14 protein-coding genes and 4 tRNA genes are annotated in these 16,915 nt (G+C 45.0%); 10 read left to right on the top strand and 8 right to left on the bottom strand.

What is annotated here, in order from left to right; translation table 11 throughout:
* From valS to LGT40_RS10575, 3 genes are all read right to left on the bottom strand, one after another.
* Nucleotides 1–1,180, bottom strand: a 1,180-nt coding sequence (valS, locus tag LGT40_RS10585) for a valine--tRNA ligase (protein ID WP_226343201.1), incomplete at its 3' end; no start/stop codon positions are given.
* Nucleotides 1,181–1,267: 87 nt separating this feature from the next.
* Entirely contained in the window at nucleotides 1,268–1,702 is a 435-nt protein-coding gene (locus tag LGT40_RS10580; RefSeq protein WP_226070683.1) for a DNA polymerase III subunit chi, read from the bottom strand.
* Nucleotides 1,703–1,712: 10 nt separating this feature from the next.
* On the bottom strand, nucleotides 1,713–3,200 hold the full coding sequence (locus tag LGT40_RS10575; RefSeq protein ID WP_226070681.1) for a leucyl aminopeptidase: 1,488 nt from the start codon (nucleotides 3,198–3,200) through the stop codon (nucleotides 1,713–1,715).
* Nucleotides 3,201–3,286: 86 nt separating this feature from the next.
* Here LGT40_RS10575 and lptF point away from each other — a divergent pair, with 86 nt between their 5' ends.
* Both lptF and lptG read left to right on the top strand, forming a co-directional pair.
* Nucleotides 3,287–4,417 carry an LPS export ABC transporter permease LptF gene (gene lptF / locus LGT40_RS10570; protein ID WP_226070679.1) on the top strand — a complete coding sequence of 377 codons (1,131 nt, stop codon included), beginning with the start codon at nucleotides 3,287–3,289 and terminating at the stop codon, nucleotides 4,415–4,417.
* On the top strand, nucleotides 4,414–5,475 hold the full coding sequence (gene lptG, locus LGT40_RS10565; RefSeq protein ID WP_226070677.1) for an LPS export ABC transporter permease LptG: 1,062 nt from the start codon (nucleotides 4,414–4,416) through the stop codon (nucleotides 5,473–5,475). The genes lptF and lptG overlap by 4 nt, the downstream gene beginning before the upstream one ends.
* On the opposite strand, the gene LGT40_RS10560 is transcribed toward lptG, so the two are convergent.
* The 3 genes from LGT40_RS10560 to LGT40_RS10550 all read right to left on the bottom strand — a co-directional run bounded on the left by LGT40_RS10560 (nucleotide 5,472) and on the right by LGT40_RS10550 (nucleotide 6,365).
* Entirely contained in the window at nucleotides 5,472–6,038 is a 567-nt protein-coding gene (locus LGT40_RS10560; RefSeq protein WP_226070675.1) for a hypothetical protein, read from the bottom strand. The two genes, lptG and LGT40_RS10560, sit on opposite strands and share 4 nt — an antisense overlap.
* Before the next feature lie 151 nt (nucleotides 6,039–6,189).
* Nucleotides 6,190–6,265 (bottom strand) — tRNA-Glu (locus LGT40_RS10555).
* A gap of 24 nt (nucleotides 6,266–6,289) precedes the next feature.
* Nucleotides 6,290–6,365, bottom strand: a tRNA-Ala gene (locus LGT40_RS10550).
* 285 nt (nucleotides 6,366–6,650) lie between these two features.
* Between LGT40_RS10550 and LGT40_RS10545 the strand changes: the two genes are divergently transcribed.
* The 8 genes from LGT40_RS10545 (at nucleotide 6,651) to LGT40_RS10510 (ending at nucleotide 14,711) form a co-directional block, all read left to right on the top strand.
* Nucleotides 6,651–8,891, top strand: a complete 2,241-nt coding sequence (locus LGT40_RS10545; RefSeq protein ID WP_226070673.1) for an LPS-assembly protein LptD — start codon at nucleotides 6,651–6,653, stop codon at nucleotides 8,889–8,891.
* Between the two features lie 133 nt (nucleotides 8,892–9,024).
* Nucleotides 9,025–10,290, top strand: a complete 1,266-nt coding sequence (locus LGT40_RS10540; RefSeq protein ID WP_226070671.1) for a peptidylprolyl isomerase — start codon at nucleotides 9,025–9,027, stop codon at nucleotides 10,288–10,290.
* A complete protein-coding gene (pdxA, locus tag LGT40_RS10535) occupies nucleotides 10,287–11,285 on the top strand; it encodes a 4-hydroxythreonine-4-phosphate dehydrogenase PdxA (RefSeq protein WP_226070669.1) in 999 nt (332 codons plus the stop codon). The genes LGT40_RS10540 and pdxA overlap by 4 nt, the downstream gene beginning before the upstream one ends.
* Nucleotides 11,278–12,072, top strand: a complete 795-nt coding sequence (gene rsmA, locus LGT40_RS10530) for a 16S rRNA (adenine(1518)-N(6)/adenine(1519)-N(6))-dimethyltransferase RsmA (protein ID WP_226070666.1) — start codon at nucleotides 11,278–11,280, stop codon at nucleotides 12,070–12,072. Before pdxA ends, rsmA begins: the two co-directional genes overlap by 8 nt.
* Before the next feature lie 221 nt (nucleotides 12,073–12,293).
* Nucleotides 12,294–12,566, top strand: coding sequence for a non-specific DNA-binding protein Hbs (gene hbs / locus LGT40_RS10525; protein WP_014707392.1), 273 nt, complete (start codon nucleotides 12,294–12,296; stop codon nucleotides 12,564–12,566).
* Nucleotides 12,567–12,579: 13 nt separating this feature from the next.
* Nucleotides 12,580–12,655: transfer RNA gene (locus LGT40_RS10520), tRNA-Val, on the top strand.
* Nucleotides 12,656–12,664: 9 nt separating this feature from the next.
* Nucleotides 12,665–12,741, top strand: a tRNA-Asp gene (locus LGT40_RS10515).
* 77 nt (nucleotides 12,742–12,818) lie between these two features.
* Nucleotides 12,819–14,711 (top strand): SurA N-terminal domain-containing protein, encoded by a 1,893-nt coding sequence (locus tag LGT40_RS10510; RefSeq protein ID WP_226070664.1) that lies wholly within the window; start codon nucleotides 12,819–12,821, stop codon nucleotides 14,709–14,711.
* Nucleotides 14,712–14,756: 45 nt separating this feature from the next.
* Here LGT40_RS10510 and LGT40_RS10505 read toward each other — a convergent pair whose 3' ends face one another.
* The gene (locus tag LGT40_RS10505) at nucleotides 14,757–15,974 is read right to left on the bottom strand and encodes a dicarboxylate/amino acid:cation symporter (protein WP_226070662.1); all 1,218 of its coding nucleotides are present in this window, start codon (nucleotides 15,972–15,974) and stop codon (nucleotides 14,757–14,759) included.
* A 72-nt stretch (nucleotides 15,975–16,046) separates the two neighbouring features.
* Entirely contained in the window at nucleotides 16,047–16,835 is a 789-nt protein-coding gene (locus LGT40_RS10500; protein WP_226070660.1) for an enoyl-ACP reductase FabI, read from the bottom strand.
* Nucleotides 16,836–16,915: the final 80 nt, after the last annotated feature.

Here is a 16,915-nt window from a genome sequence, read left to right as displayed (position 1 = left end):
TACCATCCATCCAGTTATAAAAGGTTTTATCCCAGTTGGCCGGAACAAATTTGATTTTGCCACTCTTTACCGCTTCAACCGCTGGCGCTGCAAGCACATCGGCTTTGACATACCACTGATCAGTCAATAACGGTTCGATAACGGCATTGGAACGGTCACCACGTGGCACCATCAGTTTGTGATCCTGAATTTTTTCCAGTAGGCCCAATGCTTCAAAGTCAGCTACGATTTGCTTGCGGGCGTCATAGCGATCCAGGCCGCGATATTTTTCCGGTGCATTGTCATTGATGGCGGCATCGATGGTCAGAATATTGATTTGTTCAAGATTATGTCGGTTACCAACTTCCGCATCGTTAAAGTCATGCGCAGGGGTGATTTTGACACAACCACTACCAAATTCCGGATCGACATAATCATCGCCGATGATGGGAATTTCGCGTCCAACCAATGGCAGAGTGATGGTTTTGCCAATCAGGTGTTTATAGCGTTCATCTTCCGGATGTACTGCAACGGCGGTATCACCGAGCATGGTTTCCGGACGGGTTGTGGCCACCACTAGATGACCGCTGCCATCGGTTAATGGATAACGGAAATGCCATAAATGGCCAGCTTCTTCTTCGGATAAGACTTCCAGATCAGATACGGCGGTATGTAAAACCGGATCCCAGTTCACCAGGCGTTTGCCGCGGTAAATCAAACCTTCTTCATGCAGTTTGATAAACACATGTTTCACGGCTTCTGACAAATTGTCATCCATAGTGAAACGATCGCGAGACCAGTCCAATGAAGAGCCAAGACGGCGTAACTGACGGGTAATATTGCCACCGGATTCGGCTTTCCAGTCCCAGATGCGATCAATAAACGCTTCACGGCCCAGATCATGGCGGGTTTTACCTTCAGCATTTAATTGACGTTCAACCACCATTTGTGTGGCGATACCGGCATGATCAGTCCCCGGTTGCCATAGCGTGTTATCACCTTTCATGCGGTGGTAACGGGTCAGCAGATCCATGATGGTGTTATTAAACCCATGGCCCATATGCAAACTGCCGGTGACATTAGGTGGCGGCAACATAATGGCGTAAGGCGTGCCTTCACCAGAAGGTTTGAATTCGCCGTTTTGTTCCCACTGTTGATACCAGCGTTGTTCTATTGCATCGGGATTATAGGTTTTGTCCATGCGTCTCTGCGTTTATCTGTTCGGAAAAAGAAAAGCGGGCATTATACCCGCTTAATGTGTGCCCGGTCATGACTGAGCCGGAAAGCATTAACTGTTTATCTGGTGTGTCTCCAGATGATAGCCGCGATCCTTGTAAAACTGATAACGGACGCGGCCCTGTTTTTTGATGTCTTCATCACCATCAATAATTTCTGCCAGACGTTCAAACTGACTGAAAAATAATGGCTGAACCGGGTTGAGATTGATTAATACATCCATTAATTTAGGCGGCGCTGAAGTTTCATGACTAATCAATACCGGCGCTTCGATTTTACTATCTGTCGCTAAGATCTGATGCGGGACAAAACTGTCTGGCCGAAAAGCCCATAGCGCCTGGTCCATGGCTTCAGTCTGAGCCTGATTTTCTGTATGAACAAAAACCTGGTGACCTTGTAGATAGGCTTTTTCCGCCAACCGGCAGGCAAATTGTTGCCGGTCGAGCGGATCCGTCGTATTCAGAATGTAAAAACTGACTTTGGTCATGAACGGACTATCAGCCTTCCAGACGGTTCAGAATATATTGCATTAATAAGGGCACTGGGCGACCAGTTGCGCCTTTTTCCTTACCGCCGTTCCAGGCAGTACCGGCGATATCCAGATGCGCCCATTTGAATTTCTCGGTGAAACGAGACAGGAAACATGCAGCGGTAACACTACCAGCCTCTTTACCACCCACATTGGCGATATCAGCAAAGTTGCTGTCGAGTTGTTTCTGATAGTCATCCCATAACGGTAATTGCCAAGCTCTGTCAAAACTGTCGTTACCGGCTTTTAGCAGGTCATCCGCCAGATCCTGGTTGTTAGCCATCAAACCTGAAGCATTGTTGCCAAGGGCGACAATAATAGCACCGGTTAAAGTGGCAATATCGATAACGGTATCGGGATTAAAACGTTCGCTGTAGGTCAGGGCATCGCAAAGAATTAAACGGCCCTCGGCGTCAGTGTTCAGTATTTCAATGGTCTGACCAGACATACTGGTTACTACGTCGCCGGGCTTGTTTGCTTCACCATCAGGCAGGTTTTCTGAGCTTGGAATAACGCCGATAACATTGATAGGTAACTGTAATTCAGCAACGGCTTGTATAGTTCCCATAACGCTGGCGGAACCACACATATCGTATTTCATTTCATCCATACCTTGTGCCGGTTTAAGCGAAATACCGCCCGCATCAAAGGTTAACCCTTTACCGACCAGAACGATGGGTTTGCTGCTACCACCGCCGCCATAATTCAGAGTAATTAATTTAGCAGGTTGTCGACTCCCACGGGAAACAGAGAGGAATGACCCCATTCCCAGCTCGGCCATATCACTTTCTTCCAAAACATCGACTGCCAGATTGGCATAATTCTGACCCAGTTTAATGGCTTGTTCCGCCAGATAGGTTGGGGTACAGATATTGCCTGGCAGGTTACCCAGTTCACGTGCCAAATTCATACCTTTACCGATAGCTGCACCTGTTTCACAGGCTTTTTCCAATGCATCGATATCCGCTTCGCTGGCCATAAAGCCAAGTCGAACAAGCGGTTTTTCAACCGGTTTGAACTGGCTTTTGGTCTGGCTGTAGCGATACAAAGCCGTTTCTGTATTGATAATGGTTTGGCGAATTTTCCATGCCGTACTACGATCCTTCACAGGAGCTTCAGCCAAACAGCTGACCGCTTGTGTTGCGGCACTGTCATTTAACCACTTAGCCATTGCAATGCATGCGGCATTAAAATCATTTTCGCTGGTTTTTTCAAACTGACCACAGCCGACTAACAGTACGCGTGGACTGGAAACGCCTTCAATATCCTGCAGCAGCATGGTTTGACCCGCTTTACCGGTGATGTCGCCACGTTCAATAACGCGCTGAATCAAGCCATTGCTTGCCGTGTTTAATGTCGCCGCTGCAGGACTGAGCTGGTTACCTTCAAATACGGCCACGGCAATACAGTCGATCGACTGTGTTGGTAAAACATCTTTGGTCACAAAATACTGCATGGATTTCTCCTGTTGATGTAGATGGTTTAGACTGCGCTTTTTACTGCAGTGAACTGACTGCCTATTCTAACGAAGACCACTGAATAATGCCCGCCCTAAGACGATTATTTATTGAGCGTTTCAGCCTGATAGACCGATATATGTTGCGAGAGTTTTTAATTTCGTTGACAGCGGTTATCGGCGTGTTGTGGCTGATTTATGTCGCAACCCGTTTCGCTCGCTATCTGGCCCAGGCTGCGGTAGGTAATATACCCGCAGAAGTCATCTTCAATTTGCTTTGGCTCAACTCGCTGGGCGCTTTATCTATTTTGTTGCCAATTGGCACTTTTCTCGCTGTATTACTTAGTTTGTCACGAATGAGTTCAGATAACGAACTGACGGTCATTGCTGCCTGCGGCATTGATGGTAATCGTATTTTGCGTAATGTGGTGATTTTTAGCGGCGCGATGGCAATTATTACTGGTGTGTTAGCTTTGCTGATTGTGCCTGATGTGTTGTCCGGGCGATACGAAATTGAACAAAAAGCCAAAATCGCTGCGAATACCACAGGGCTGGTGGCGGGTAGTTTTAAGGAAAGTCAAAACGGTGACTGGACGTTTTACTCCCAGCAGCTCAGTGAAGATAAAACCCATATGGAAAATGTTTTTATTGAAATTCATCGTGACGAAAAGCCTCTAATTTTCAGGGCTGAGCGCGGACGTTTTGATATTGAGTCAGAAAGCGGTGATAAATATCTGGTTTTAGAAGATGGTTATCGTTATGAAGGGAATCCGGGGGATTTGGATTTTCGTATTGCTGAATACAAAACCCATAGCATGCTGATCGAACGCGGTGAGTCTGTTCAGGTTCGCGAAAAACATAAGTCTTTACCAACGGCAGTACTATGGGATCGAGGTGAACCACGCGATCTCGCGGAAATACAGTGGCGTGTATCCAGTGCTGTGATGACCATAATCCTGAGTGTGATAGCGATTACTTTGGCCCACACTGGACCAAGACAGGGCCGGTATGCCGGATTTTTTCCTGCTGTGCTGGTCTATGTGATTTACAGCAATTTATTGGGTGTGACCCGAGCCTGGGTGGAGAAAGGTGATCTGGCGCCCTGGATTGGGGCAGTTTGGGTACATCTTCTGATGATTGGCATTATGCTGATGTTACAAAACCGTCTAAAACTCAAACGATTCTGGCAACAACGTAAACGGCTTAAAACAGCATGATTCTGCAACGCTATATCAGTAAAACCATACTAGCCAGCACCGCGTTAGTTCTGGTGGTGTTGATGTCGCTTTATACCTTTATGGATTTTATTACTGAATTAGACGATTTGGGCAAAGGTGATTATCAATTACTGGATGTACTGGCCTATCTCGCGTTATCGATGCCCAAGCGGATATATGAATTATTACCTGTAGCTGCTTTGTTGGGCAGTGTTATAGGGTTGGGGACACTAGCATCACAAAGTGAACTGGTGGCGATGCGAGCCGCTGGTGTATCGGTCAAAGAGATTAATAAAGCGGTGTTGATTGTTGCCGGTATATTAATGATCGTTGCTGTTGTGATTGGTGAGTTCATCAGGCCAATGACTGAACAAAAAGCCTTGCAGATCCAGACATCTGCTCAAACGGGGACCGAAGGTAGCCAATCAGAATTTGGTTTCTGGACCCGTGATGGCAATCATTTCAATCATATTCAACGTATCCATCGCGATGGCAGATTTGAAGGCATCAAGGTTTACGAGTTTGATGATAAACATCGATTACGTATCGTGACCAAAGCGAGAGAAGCCCGATACGAAAACAACGAGTGGCTGATGTTTGATGTGGTGCAAAGTACCATTGATGAGAATGGGGTAGAGGTCAGAGCTATTGAACGGGCCAAGTGGCGGTCTAAACTAAATCCCGGCATGCTCAATGTGGTAGTAGTGCCACCAGAATTCTTACCGGTCTGGAACCTGATTGAATACGTTTCTTATCTCAAATCCAACCATCAGTCAGTCAGCCAGTATCAATTGGCATTCTGGAGCAAAATCATGATGCCGCTCAGCTCCGCTGTGATGGTGTTCTTAGCCGTACCCTTTATCTTTGGTCCGTTACGTTCAGCGCCGATTGGTGGGCGGATTCTGGTGGGGGTTTTAGTGGGTATTGGCTTTCATCTATTCAACCAGAGCTTTCAGCATATGGGCTTGGTATTTGGCGTTCTGCCCTGGCTGGCGGCATCCTTGCCGACCTTTATCTTTGCTGGCATAGGCATATTTATGTTGCGAAGGGTGCGCTAGTCCAGCGAGACTTGTCGCACTTCATGGTTCAGGTTATGTGCTTTGAGCAAGCTTTCAAGTTGTGCACTGTGGCTTTGCACTTGAGTTTTTGCCAGTTTAAACGCTTGTGGATCATTATCACGAAATGCCACCATCAGATTAACCGAAACATCTTTAAGCCCAGCAAAAATGCTGCTTAATGCTTTCTCAGGACGCTCTGCCAAAAAGGCTTCGTTCAGCATAGCCACCTGCTGGTTTTCTGCATTTAACGTATTGAAGTTTGGCGAAAAGCCTTTAAGGTGCCAAACATTAAAGCCGCGGGGATCACGTCTTTGTTGATATAGCTGAAAATACTTCCCCAGCAATTCCACCTGTTCGTAATAACGCTGTGCCATTCTACTCACGTAGTGGGGCAGGTTGTCCTCAGTCAGCACCGAAAACTCAGCTGCAAATGCGTCATTGGGTTCCACTTCAGCTTGTGCTGTTGATAGGGACACGAGTGAAAAAAGCAGCAACAAACATAGAATTTGTCTGAAGAGGTTTCTGGCTTGAAATGTGTTCACGGAGAAAAAATGGACTGTCATGTTGCTCACCATTGAAAAACGTTGTGCTGATTATCTGTGAGCGAAATGGCTAAGTAAAGAAAATGCATTATGGCTAAAACAAAAAAGGCGGTGAGAAATCTCACCGCCTTTTTATTAACGCCCAGTAAATCTTGTTACTGGTTGCCTTATATGGCGTCCCCAAGGGGATTCGAACCCCTGTTACCGCCGTGAAAGGGCAGTGTCCTAGGCCTCTAGACGATGGGGACCTAAAACTGTTTTCTTTCGTTTCTTGGTGGAGCTAGGCGGGATCGAACCGCCGACCTCTTGCATGCCATGCAAGCGCTCTCCCAGCTGAGCTATAGCCCCCGAAAGGAAGCGCATACTATAGGGATTGAGTTTTTCTCTGTCAACAGAATATTTGAAAATATTTACATTATTGTCTCAAGCTTATACGGAGAATGGGTTGGCTGTGAATCAAGCTGGAACGCCATAGTAAAGCTAAGTTATTGATGAATGGTAAATATATTGTTTTGGGCCTACTTAATTAGATAGGGGATTTGATGAAAGCACATTTCTGTGCGATAAATTGGCAGTTATTTATTGAATGGAGATGGCCGATTTTTCGGTCATCAAGGCTGATCGGGGATGTTGATGCGCAAACTGATAATTCTATCTGCAGGCTTTATTTCCTGTTTTGCTCCTCTTGTTTCCGCAGAGCCATACCATGTGCCCAGTCACTGTCCAAGACCAGACGCTGATTTTTTTCTCCCTGAAGATGCTCTTACTGAAGAGAGTGAAGTTGACGTTCAAGCCGATACAGCACAATTGGTTGATTTAGGAACCTCGGTTTTCACCGGCAAAGTAGATGTTCGTCGTGGAGGGCAGCAGCTCAATGCCAATCGGGCCACCTACAATCAAACGACCGGTCAAGTGACAGCACAAGGTGATGTGCGTTTGCGTGACAGCCAGATGTCGATATTTGGTGATCAGGCGGAGTGGAGTCTCAATGAAGATCGGGGCACATTAATTGATGCCACCTATCAAATGAAACAGATGAACGCGCGTGGTGAAGCGAGTCATGTGAATCGTCAGGGTGTGCAGTCGACGCAATTAAAAAATGCCACTTACACAACGTGTATGGAAAACGATGATTTCTGGAAGCTAAAAGCCGGAGAAGTCAATCTAGATCATGAGGAAGGCGTCGGCCGAGCCTATGATGTTGTCTTGCGTATGAAGGATTTTCCGGTTTTTTATACGCCGTACATTAGTTTTCCGTTGAGCGATGAACGTAAGTCAGGCTTTTTGATTCCGTCGATTGGTAGCTCAAATGAAACCGGTTTTGATGTCAGTACACCGTATTACTGGAACATCGCACCGCAGATGGATGCGACAGTGACACCTCGTTACATGTCTGATCGCGGCTTGATGTTGAATGGTGAGTTTCGTTATCTCACCAGCCAATCAGAAGGTTTAATCGATGCAGGCTTTTTAGGTAGTGACAGTTTGCGTCAAAATGGTGATGAACTGAATCCCAACTATAATGAGGATCGCAAGCACTTCGCATTCCAACAAAATGGTCGTTATGGTAATCGCTGGCGTACGTTAGTCGATTACAACTACGTATCAGACCGGGATTATCTGGAAGATTTCAGTGGTAATTTGAGCCTAAGCAGTACAACTCATTTAAATCGCTTGCTCAATGTAAATTATTACGGTGATATTTGGAATTTTGGTGCAAGAGTTCAGGGCTACCAAAATCTTTTAGAGGATGTTGAAGATCCCTATCAACGTCTGCCTCAATTGACCCTTCGTGGATTATTGCCTGACCAGGCTTACGGGTTAAGCTATGAATTTAATTCTGAATTTACAGCTTTTGATCATGATGAGCGTGTCACTGGCCAACGTCTGGATTTGGAACCTGCTGTCAGTTTACCCATGGGTACAGCAGGCTTTTTTGTTACCCCCAGAGTCGCAATAAAGCAAACCAACTATTCGCTGGATAACCTCAGCGAAGAAAGTCAGTTTGACGAAAGTTCGATTAACCGTACCTTACCGGTAGTAAGTCTTGATAGTGGTCTGGTATTTGAAAAGCCGTTGAATTTTGCCGGTAACAAAATGATTCAGACTCTAGAGCCCAGAGCCTTTTACCTATATATCCCTTACCGTAATCAGGATGACATTCCACTTTTTGACACCAATTTACGAACCTTTGGTATGGGTAGCATGTTCAGCCATGATCGCTTTACCGGACCTGACAGAATCGGCGATGCCAATCAAGTTACTGTGGGCTTAACCAGCCGGTTTATTAATGAAGAGACTGGCCGCGAAAAACTAAGAATGACATTGGGTCAAATTCAGTACTTTTCTGATCGTAAGGTAAATCTGAATCAGGACGCTAGAGAGACTACATCTGATTCGGATTATATTGCTGAGGCGGTGGCCAGTATTACTAAAGAATGGGCTTTGGCAGGACAGATTCAGTGGGATCCGGATAGCACCACATCGAATATGTCATCGCTACAGTTACGCTACCGGAGTGATAATGGTGGTGTGTTCAATATTGCGCATCGGTATCGTCGTGATGATGGTGTAAACCAGTTCCCGTTAGAACAAGCAGACGTCTCTGGCAGCCTGCCGATAAACGATCAATGGAGTGTCATCGGACGCTATTATCGATCTTTAATGGATAATACAACGTTAGAGGCATTAGCCGGGGTTGAATATCATAGTTGTTGTTGGGCAACGCGTATGGTTTTCAGGGATTACATCAACGACATCAATGCGGACAGCCGTAATAAAGCTATTTATTTTGAAATTGAGCTGAAAGGGTTGGGACGCTTTGGTAAAAAATCAGAAAGTTTGCTTGAAGAAAGTATACGAGGATATGAATAAACATCCACCGACCAATTCAACTTTCTAACCCATCCATTTGTCAGTATTTCAGATACCTATATTTGTGCTTTAGGTCGAAGCCACCTTGAAACGTTATAATAATGACCATCAATTTACGGAGTTTGCATAGTTCATGATTAAATATTTGCTTGTCGGCTTATTGCTTGCTAACAGCGTATGGGCAGCGCCACTTGACCGTATCGTCGCTGTCGTTAATAACGAAGTCATCCTGGACAGTGAGCTGGTAGAAATGGAACAGACAGTTCGCCAACAACTTCGTCAACGTGAAGCGGCTATTCCATCCTCGGAAATTTTACGTCGCCAGGTATTAGAACGACTCATCATGCAAAAGCTGCAGCTTCAACGCGCTGATATGTCTGGAATTCGAGTAGGTGATGATGCATTAAATGCTTCCATCAGACAAATTGCCGAAAACAACAATCTCACTTTACGTCAGTTCCGTGACGCTCTGGAAAGTGATGGCTATGATTTTGCTGAATTCAGAGAAACCATTCGAGAAGAAATGGTAATCAGTCGTTTACGTAAGAGTGAGGTAGAAGACGCCATCGTTGTTTCAGAACGTGAAGTGGATAATTTTCTGGCCACCCAGAATCTTCAGGGTGACTCTGAACAAGCATTTCGATTACTACATATTTTAGTCGGTATTCCAGATGCGCCGACACCAGAACAGGTACAGGCCGCAGAAGAAAAACTAGCTGAGATTCAAGGTTTATTGGAGCAAGGAGCAGATTTTTCTGAAGTTGCTGCGGGATATTCTGATGGTCAAAATGCGTTAGAAGGTGGTGAATTAGGCTGGCGTAAACAAGCCGAGTTACCAACTTTATTTGCTGGCGTAGTGCCAAACTTATCTGTTGGCGAAGTCAGTGAAGTGATCCGAAGTGGCAGCGGCTTTCATTTGGTCAAACTTGCTGAAAAACGCAGTGAGGAAACGCACTTGGTCAAACAGACCAAAGCAAGACATATTCTAATTAAAACCAATGAACTGGTAACGGATGAAGCCGCTGAAAGCAGACTTAATCAATTACGCGAGCGCATATTGAACGGTGAAGATTTTGCTGAACTGGCAAGGGCACATTCAGAGGATACAGGCTCAGCCATCGAAGGGGGAAGCCTCGGTTGGGCAAGCCCTGGTGTTATGGTTCCAGAATTTGAAGAAGTAATGAACTCGTTAGCTGAAGGTGAAATGAGTGAAGTTTTTAAAAGCCGCTTTGGTTGGCACTTGCTTCAGGTAGAAGAACGTCGTGAACAGAATATGGCCGATGAGTTCAATCGAAATAAAGCTCGTGAACAACTGAAACAACGCAAGATCGAAGAAGAGCTGGAAAGTTGGTTAAGAGCGATGCGTGATGAAGCCTATATTGAGTATCGTGACCTTTGAGTGATATTCAACGAATTGCCCTTACGGCAGGTGAGCCAGCGGGAATAGGCCCTGATCTATGTGTTCAGCTGGCTCAGTCTTCTCAACGAAATCAAATAATCGTTGTGGCGGATCCTGAGCTCTTACAACAGCGAGCAGATCTACTTAAGTTACCCATAAAGTTAATTGAGTTTGATCCCACATCTGCTGCCCAACCATCGGCGGAGGGTAGTCTGGTTTATATACCCTGCAAGCTTGCTGATAAGGTAGTCGCTGGTCAACTCAATCCTGCCAATTCGGCTTATGTCTTAAAAACTTTGCAAATCGCGTTGGATGGTTGCTTGAATGGGACCTTTGATGCGGTGGTAACCGCACCTGTGCATAAAGGTGTGATTAATGATGCTCACGTAGCTTTCAGTGGCCATACCGAGTTTTTTGCTGACGGGGCCGGGGTGAATAAAGTAGTCATGATGTTGGCAACGCCTGAGCTTCGTGTTGCCTTGGCTACAACGCATTTACCTCTCCGCGATGTCAGCGATGCCATAAGCCAGGACAGTCTACTTAAAATCATGCATATTCTGGGGGAAAGTCTGCAGCAACGTTTTGCTTTAAAGCAGCCTCGAATAGCCGTATGCGGTTTAAATCCTCACGCAGGAGAGGGCGGACATCTTGGTACAGAAGAGAAAACTATTATCGAGCCTGCGATTAAATTTATGCAGCGTAAAGGTTATGACTTCACCGGCCCATGGCCTGCAGATACGATTTTCGTAAAATCCCGCTTAGCAGATTATGATGCGGTGTTGGCGATGTATCATGATCAAGGTTTACCCGTTCTGAAACATCAAGGCTTTGGTGATGCCGTCAATATCACGCTCGGTCTTCCCTTTATTCGCACTTCGGTAGATCACGGGACAGCGCTGGATCTTGCCGGTTCAGGTAAAGCCAGTGCGACGAGTCTCCAGGCAGCAATCAATATGGCTGAAACAATGTCGCAAAATAAAACACCCCATGAGTGAGCAACGAATTTATCCCAAAGCACGTAAACGGTTTGGTCAAAACTTTTTACATGACGAAGCCGTTATTGCCGATATTATCGCCGCGATATCCCCTCAACCGGATCAGCATCTCGTCGAGATTGGACCTGGTCGTGGTGCATTAACCGAATGGTTATTGGAAGATGCGGGACGATTGGATGTGATTGAACTGGATCGTGATTTGGTGCCGATTCTTCAAAATCAGTTCAATGCCGCCCCTAACTTGTATATTCATCAAGCTGATGCATTGGAATTTGATTTCAAATTATTGCAGCAAAAAGATGAAAAATTAAGAGTCATCGGCAACCTTCCATACAACATCACCACGCCGTTATTATTTCACTTACTGGATCAGGCAACACTCATTGAAGATATGTGTTTTATGCTGCAACGTGAGGTTGTAGAGCGCATTTGTGCCGCACCTGGCAGTAAAAGCTACGGACGTTTAAGCATAATGATTCAATATCAGTGTCAGGCTGAACAATTATTTATTGTGCCACCCACTGCTTTTGATCCCCCTCCTAAAGTCGAGTCAGCAATCATTTATTTACAACCGAGGAAGTCGTTTTTAGGAGGTAATGTTTGTATTAAAACCTTAGGCAGTTTGGTGACACAGGCATTTAGTCAACGTCGAAAAACCATCGCTAACACATTGAAAAATAGTGTTTCCCTGTCTGCACTGGAGGTACTGGGTATCGATCCAAAACAAAGACCGGAAACCTTGTCTGTTGAACAATATGTTGCTTTGGCTCAATCTATCAGTGCTTAAAATAAGTACTGGCTATATAAGTAAACGCTTAATCTCTGATTTGGCAAGAGTTTAGAGGTCGTTCACAAAAAAACGTTCATGCCAGATGAGACTCATGTTTTACTGTCTTGACACACTGTTTTTGCTGTAGTTAGATACACACAACCAATGAGACGCGCCGAGGTGTTGTGTGTCCTTTGGGACTTGAACACATAATATAAAACGACACGAGGAATAAAGCTGTGAATAAATCTGAATTAATCGATGCAGTTGCTGCGGCCGCAGACATTTCAAAAGCAAAAGCGGCTCTGGCTGTAGACGGCGTGACATCTGCAGTTACAAAAGCTTTGAGCAAAGGCGATCAAGTTACTCTGGTAGGTTTCGGTACTTTTTCTGTTCGTGAGCGTGCTGCTCGTACTGGTCGTAACCCACGCACCGGTGAAGAAATCAAAATTGCAGCTGCAAAAATTCCTGCATTTAAAGCTGGTAAAGCTCTTAAGGATGCTGTAAACTAGTTTCTTTTTTCTGGGGTGCTTAGCTCAGCTGGGAGAGCATCGCCCTTACAAGGCGAGGGTCGGGGGTTCGAACCCCTCAGCACCCACCAGGAATATCAGGAGCGGTAGTTCAGCTGGTTAGAATGCTGGCCTGTCACGCCGGAGGTCGCGGGTTCGAGTCCCGTCCGCTCCGCCAATACAAAAGAAGGGCGCATTCTATGCGCCTTTTTTTTTGCTTAAATTAACCCACATTCGTGAAGAAGGTTCACTGCTATGTTGCATTTCATACGTGATCGCGCCCAAGGTTGGATTGCCTGGTTTATTGTTGGTTTAATCTGTATTCCATTTGCACTTTGGGGAGTGAACTCATACGTCACTGGCCCAACGGATACCGTCGTTGCCGAAGTTAATGGGGATGACATTACCAGCACTCAATTGACACAAGCTGTGCAACGTTACCGTGAACAAATGCGTCAAATGATGGGGGATGAATTTAACCCGGAAATGTTTGATAACGCTGAAATTCGCCTTGCTGTTATAGACGACCTTATTGAACAGCAATTGATTCGTTCAGCAACGGAAGAGCTTGGTCAACGTATCAGTGACCGGCAAATTGCCCAATTCATTCATCAAACACCGGCATTTCAACGTGATGGTAAATTTGATAGTGAGCAATATCAGATGGTATTGGCACGTGCTGGATTTAGTCCTGCATCTTATGAGGCCACCTTACGAAACGATCTGCTTAGCCAACAATTAATTCAAAATATTGAAGGCAGTACCCTTGTTTCACAGGTTGAAATTGAACGTTTATTAAAATTAGAAAATCAGCAACGTGAAATTGCCTATGGCGTGATTAAGTTGGAAGATTTTCTGGAAGAAGTCGAACTTGATGAAAGTGAGGTGCGTGACTTCTACAACGCCAACGAATCAAGCTTCACATCACCAGAGCAAGTTTCTCTGAATTATCTTGAATTATCACTTGATACCATCTCATCTCAAATTGAGGTCAGTGAAGACCAGTTACAACAGTACTTTGTTGATAACAAAACACAGTTTGTTGGTCCAGAGCAACGTCGAGCCAGCCATATCCTAATTGAAGATAATGATAGCGCTGAAAAGGTTCTCGCTGAAATCCAGGCAAAGATTGAAGAAAGCAAGAGTTTTGCTGAGTTAGCCCAGACCTATTCAACGGATGTTGGTTCAGCAGCTTCAGGCGGGGACTTAGGGCCCATTCAGCGTGATGTGATGGAGCCGGCCTTTGAAGAAGCGGTATTTGCATTAGAAAATGTTGGTGATATTTCTGAACCCGTTAAAACGGAGTTTGGTTACCATATCATTCAATTAACCGCTATAGATCAATCCACTAATATCGAGTTTGCTGATGTGAAAGACGAAGTGGAATTGCAGTATCGTCGTCAGCAGGCTGAAAAACAGTTTTATGATAAAGCTGAGGAATTAGCCAATCTTACATATGAAAATCCCGAAACTCTTGATGTGGCTGCTGAAACATTATCATTAGATATTCAAACGACTGGTTCTTTTACCCGTAACGGCGGCAGTGGTATTGCAGAAAACAAGGCGGTAGTGGAAGCGGCATTTTCTGATGATGTGTTAAATCAGGATCTCAATAGTCAAGTCATTGAGTTATCGGATACCAAACTGGTAGTGGTTCGTAAAAACAGCCATGTAGCGGCAACGTTGTTACCTTTTGATTCTGTTGCCCCAGCGATTAAAGAACAAATTCGCTATCAACGGGCAAGTGATTTGGCTTATATCCAGGGCGAATCCAGATTACAGGATTTAAAATCTGGGACACCTGCAACGGAAGTGTTTCCTGAGACATGGCAAGAAGCGGCATATTATGGTCGAGATAGTCAGGAAATTAGTGCACAAATTCTGAATCAGGCCTTCACTTTGCCTAATGCAGACAGCACTCAATATGCCGGCTTTACTGCAGAAAATGGCAATTATATTGTGGTCGCGGTCAGTGATGTAAAACAGGGCACAACAGATGACATAGAGCCTGAAATCCGTGATGGATTAGTTTCAAACTTGACCCGTTTGAATGGTCGAGCGGAAATGGCGGCATTTATCAGTGCATTACGAAGTGAAGCAAAAATCGAGATTTATGAATCGCGTATTACTTCGACAGAGCAAGAATAATTAATTCGTTGTATTGCTTAACCATCATGAAATAAAAAAGGCGCTTTAAAGCGCCTTTTTTATAACTAACGTATCAATAACTTTTGCACCGACACTATCCCCCCAGATGTTTATCACCGTCCGGAATCGGTCCAGAAACCAATCTACAGCCAGCAAAAGGGCAATACCATCCAAGGGTAACCCAACGGCACTTAGTACAATAACCATCGTGACCAGTCCCGCTTCAGGGATACCTGCCGCCCCAATAGCAGCAAGCGTGGCTGTTATAAATACAATGGCTTGTTGGGTCATGGTTAAATCTATTCCATAGGCTTGTGCAATAAATAACACTGCAGCAGCCTCATATAATGCCGTGCCATCCATGTTGACCGTACTGCCAAGTGGTAAAACAAATTTGATAGCTTTATCACTGACGTTATTTTCACGAGCATTTTCCATGGTTAAAGGCAAAGTAGCTGTCGAACTTGCGGTGCCAAATCCAGTGAACAAAGCACGACTCATCCCGAGCAGATAGCTAAAGCTTTTACCTGCGATCAGTTGTAACAATAAAAATAAAAAACAAAAATGGATAAATAGCCCAGTAAGTACCGTAACAACATGCCAGCCAACAGCCTGAATTTCACGAAGTAGTTCTTCACCACCACCTGCGATACCAATTCGTGCAGCGATTAAGGCAAAAATACCAATTGGTGCAAAATACATAATCCAAATCACCAACTTCATCATGGCTTCATTAATGCCATCAAAAACCGCAAATACGGGTTTTGAACGTTCACCAATGGTGGTCAATGCCATTGCAAATAATATGGCAAAAACAATCAAGGGCAGTAATTGCATTTGTGTTGCAGAAGCAAATAGGTTTGGTGAGATCAATGACATAACGATATCGGCTGCGCCAGTGCCCTGTTTTTCCAATATTCGCTCCGGAACAGTGGCATCACCGAGATCTATTCCTGCGCCTGGCTGAATAATGTTCACCACAATAAGACCAATGAATACAGCCGTAGCCGTTGTCAGAGCATAATAGAGAAGTGTGGAGCCGCCTAAACGACCCAGTTTACGAATATCACCTAGTGCACCTATACCACTTATTACCGATGCCACAATCAATGGGATTATGACCATTTTCAGGGCATTGAGAAACAAATCACCAAGCCAGCCGATTTGTACTGATAATTCACCGAAAAACCAGCCAAGTAGAACGCCGCCGATAGCACTCAGAACAATTGATATTAATAATAGAACGGCATGAGAGTGAGGCATGGGGTTTCCTTCTAATACAAAAACAGGGCTTTAAGCCCTGTTTTTATTAACTATATCAACATCGGTTTAATGCTACTTATCGCCAATACCAACGATGTTGTAACCACCATCAACATAGGTTATTTCACCGGTAACACCAGATGCCAGATCTGAACACAAGAATGCAGCTACATTGCCAACTTCTTCAATAGTGACATTACGACGCAGTGGCGCGTTACGCTCACCGTAGGCCAACATCTTGCCAAAATCACCAATACCTGCGGCAGCAAGGGTTTTAATAGGCCCGGCCGAAACCGCATTGACCCGAATACCCTCTGGACCAAGTGAATAAGCCATATATCTGACAGTGGCTTCCAAAGCTGCTTTGGCAACACCCATAACATTGTAATTATCAATAGCACGTTCGGCACCCAGATAGCTCAATGTTAATAATGAACCATTACGGCCAGCCATTAATTCTTTACCCGCTTTTGCCAATGCAGCAAAGCTGTATGCACTGATATCATGCGCAGCGGCAAAACCCTCACGCGTCACACTGTCAACAAAACTGCCTTGTAGTTGTTCACGAGGTGCAAACGCGACTGAGTGAATAATACTGTCAAGCCCATCCCATTGTTGGGCCAAAGCATCGAAAACAGCAGTAATCTGTTCGTCACTGCTAACATCACATGGGAAAATTAACGCTGGATTGGAGCCACATTCTTCAGCAATTTTTTCAACGCGTGATTTGAGTTTGTCATTTTGATAGGTAAAAGCTAATTCTGCGCCTTCACGCGCCATCGCATGCGCAATACCGGCAGCGATAGAACGCGAGCTGGCCACGCCAACAATCAATACCCGTTTACCTTGTAGGAAACCCATGAAGCACTCCAGAAATTTTAAAACCGATAAACTTACCTGATTTTAGCAGGTACTGGAAGAGGCGAGCTGTATGCATTCCC

Origin of the sequence: Methylophaga pinxianii, assembly GCF_020447225.1 — a bacterium.
GTDB lineage: Bacteria > Pseudomonadota > Gammaproteobacteria > Nitrosococcales > Methylophagaceae > Methylophaga > Methylophaga pinxianii.
Note: the sequence above shows the minus strand (reverse complement) of the source record. Positions and strands in the feature narration are given on the sequence as shown.

Coding starts and splice junctions, on each gene's coding strand:
- LGT40_RS10580 (WP_226070683.1), bottom strand. CDS start 1,702: ATGACCAAAGTCAGTTTTTACATTCTGAATACGACGGATCCGCTCGAC.
- LGT40_RS10575 (WP_226070681.1), bottom strand. CDS start 3,200: ATGCAGTATTTTGTGACCAAAGATGTTTTACCAACACAGTCGATCGAC.
- lptF (WP_226070679.1), top strand. CDS start 3,287: ATGCCCGCCCTAAGACGATTATTTATTGAGCGTTTCAGCCTGATAGAC.
- lptG (WP_226070677.1), top strand. CDS start 4,414: ATGATTCTGCAACGCTATATCAGTAAAACCATACTAGCCAGCACCGCG.
- LGT40_RS10560 (WP_226070675.1), bottom strand. CDS start 6,038: ATGACAGTCCATTTTTTCTCCGTGAACACATTTCAAGCCAGAAACCTC.
- LGT40_RS10545 (WP_226070673.1), top strand. CDS start 6,651: ATGCGCAAACTGATAATTCTATCTGCAGGCTTTATTTCCTGTTTTGCT.
- LGT40_RS10540 (WP_226070671.1), top strand. CDS start 9,025: ATGATTAAATATTTGCTTGTCGGCTTATTGCTTGCTAACAGCGTATGG.
- rsmA (WP_226070666.1), top strand. CDS start 11,278: ATGAGTGAGCAACGAATTTATCCCAAAGCACGTAAACGGTTTGGTCAA.
- LGT40_RS10510 (WP_226070664.1), top strand. CDS start 12,819: ATGTTGCATTTCATACGTGATCGCGCCCAAGGTTGGATTGCCTGGTTT.
- LGT40_RS10505 (WP_226070662.1), bottom strand. CDS start 15,974: ATGCCTCACTCTCATGCCGTTCTATTATTAATATCAATTGTTCTGAGT.
- LGT40_RS10500 (WP_226070660.1), bottom strand. CDS start 16,835: ATGGGTTTCCTACAAGGTAAACGGGTATTGATTGTTGGCGTGGCCAGC.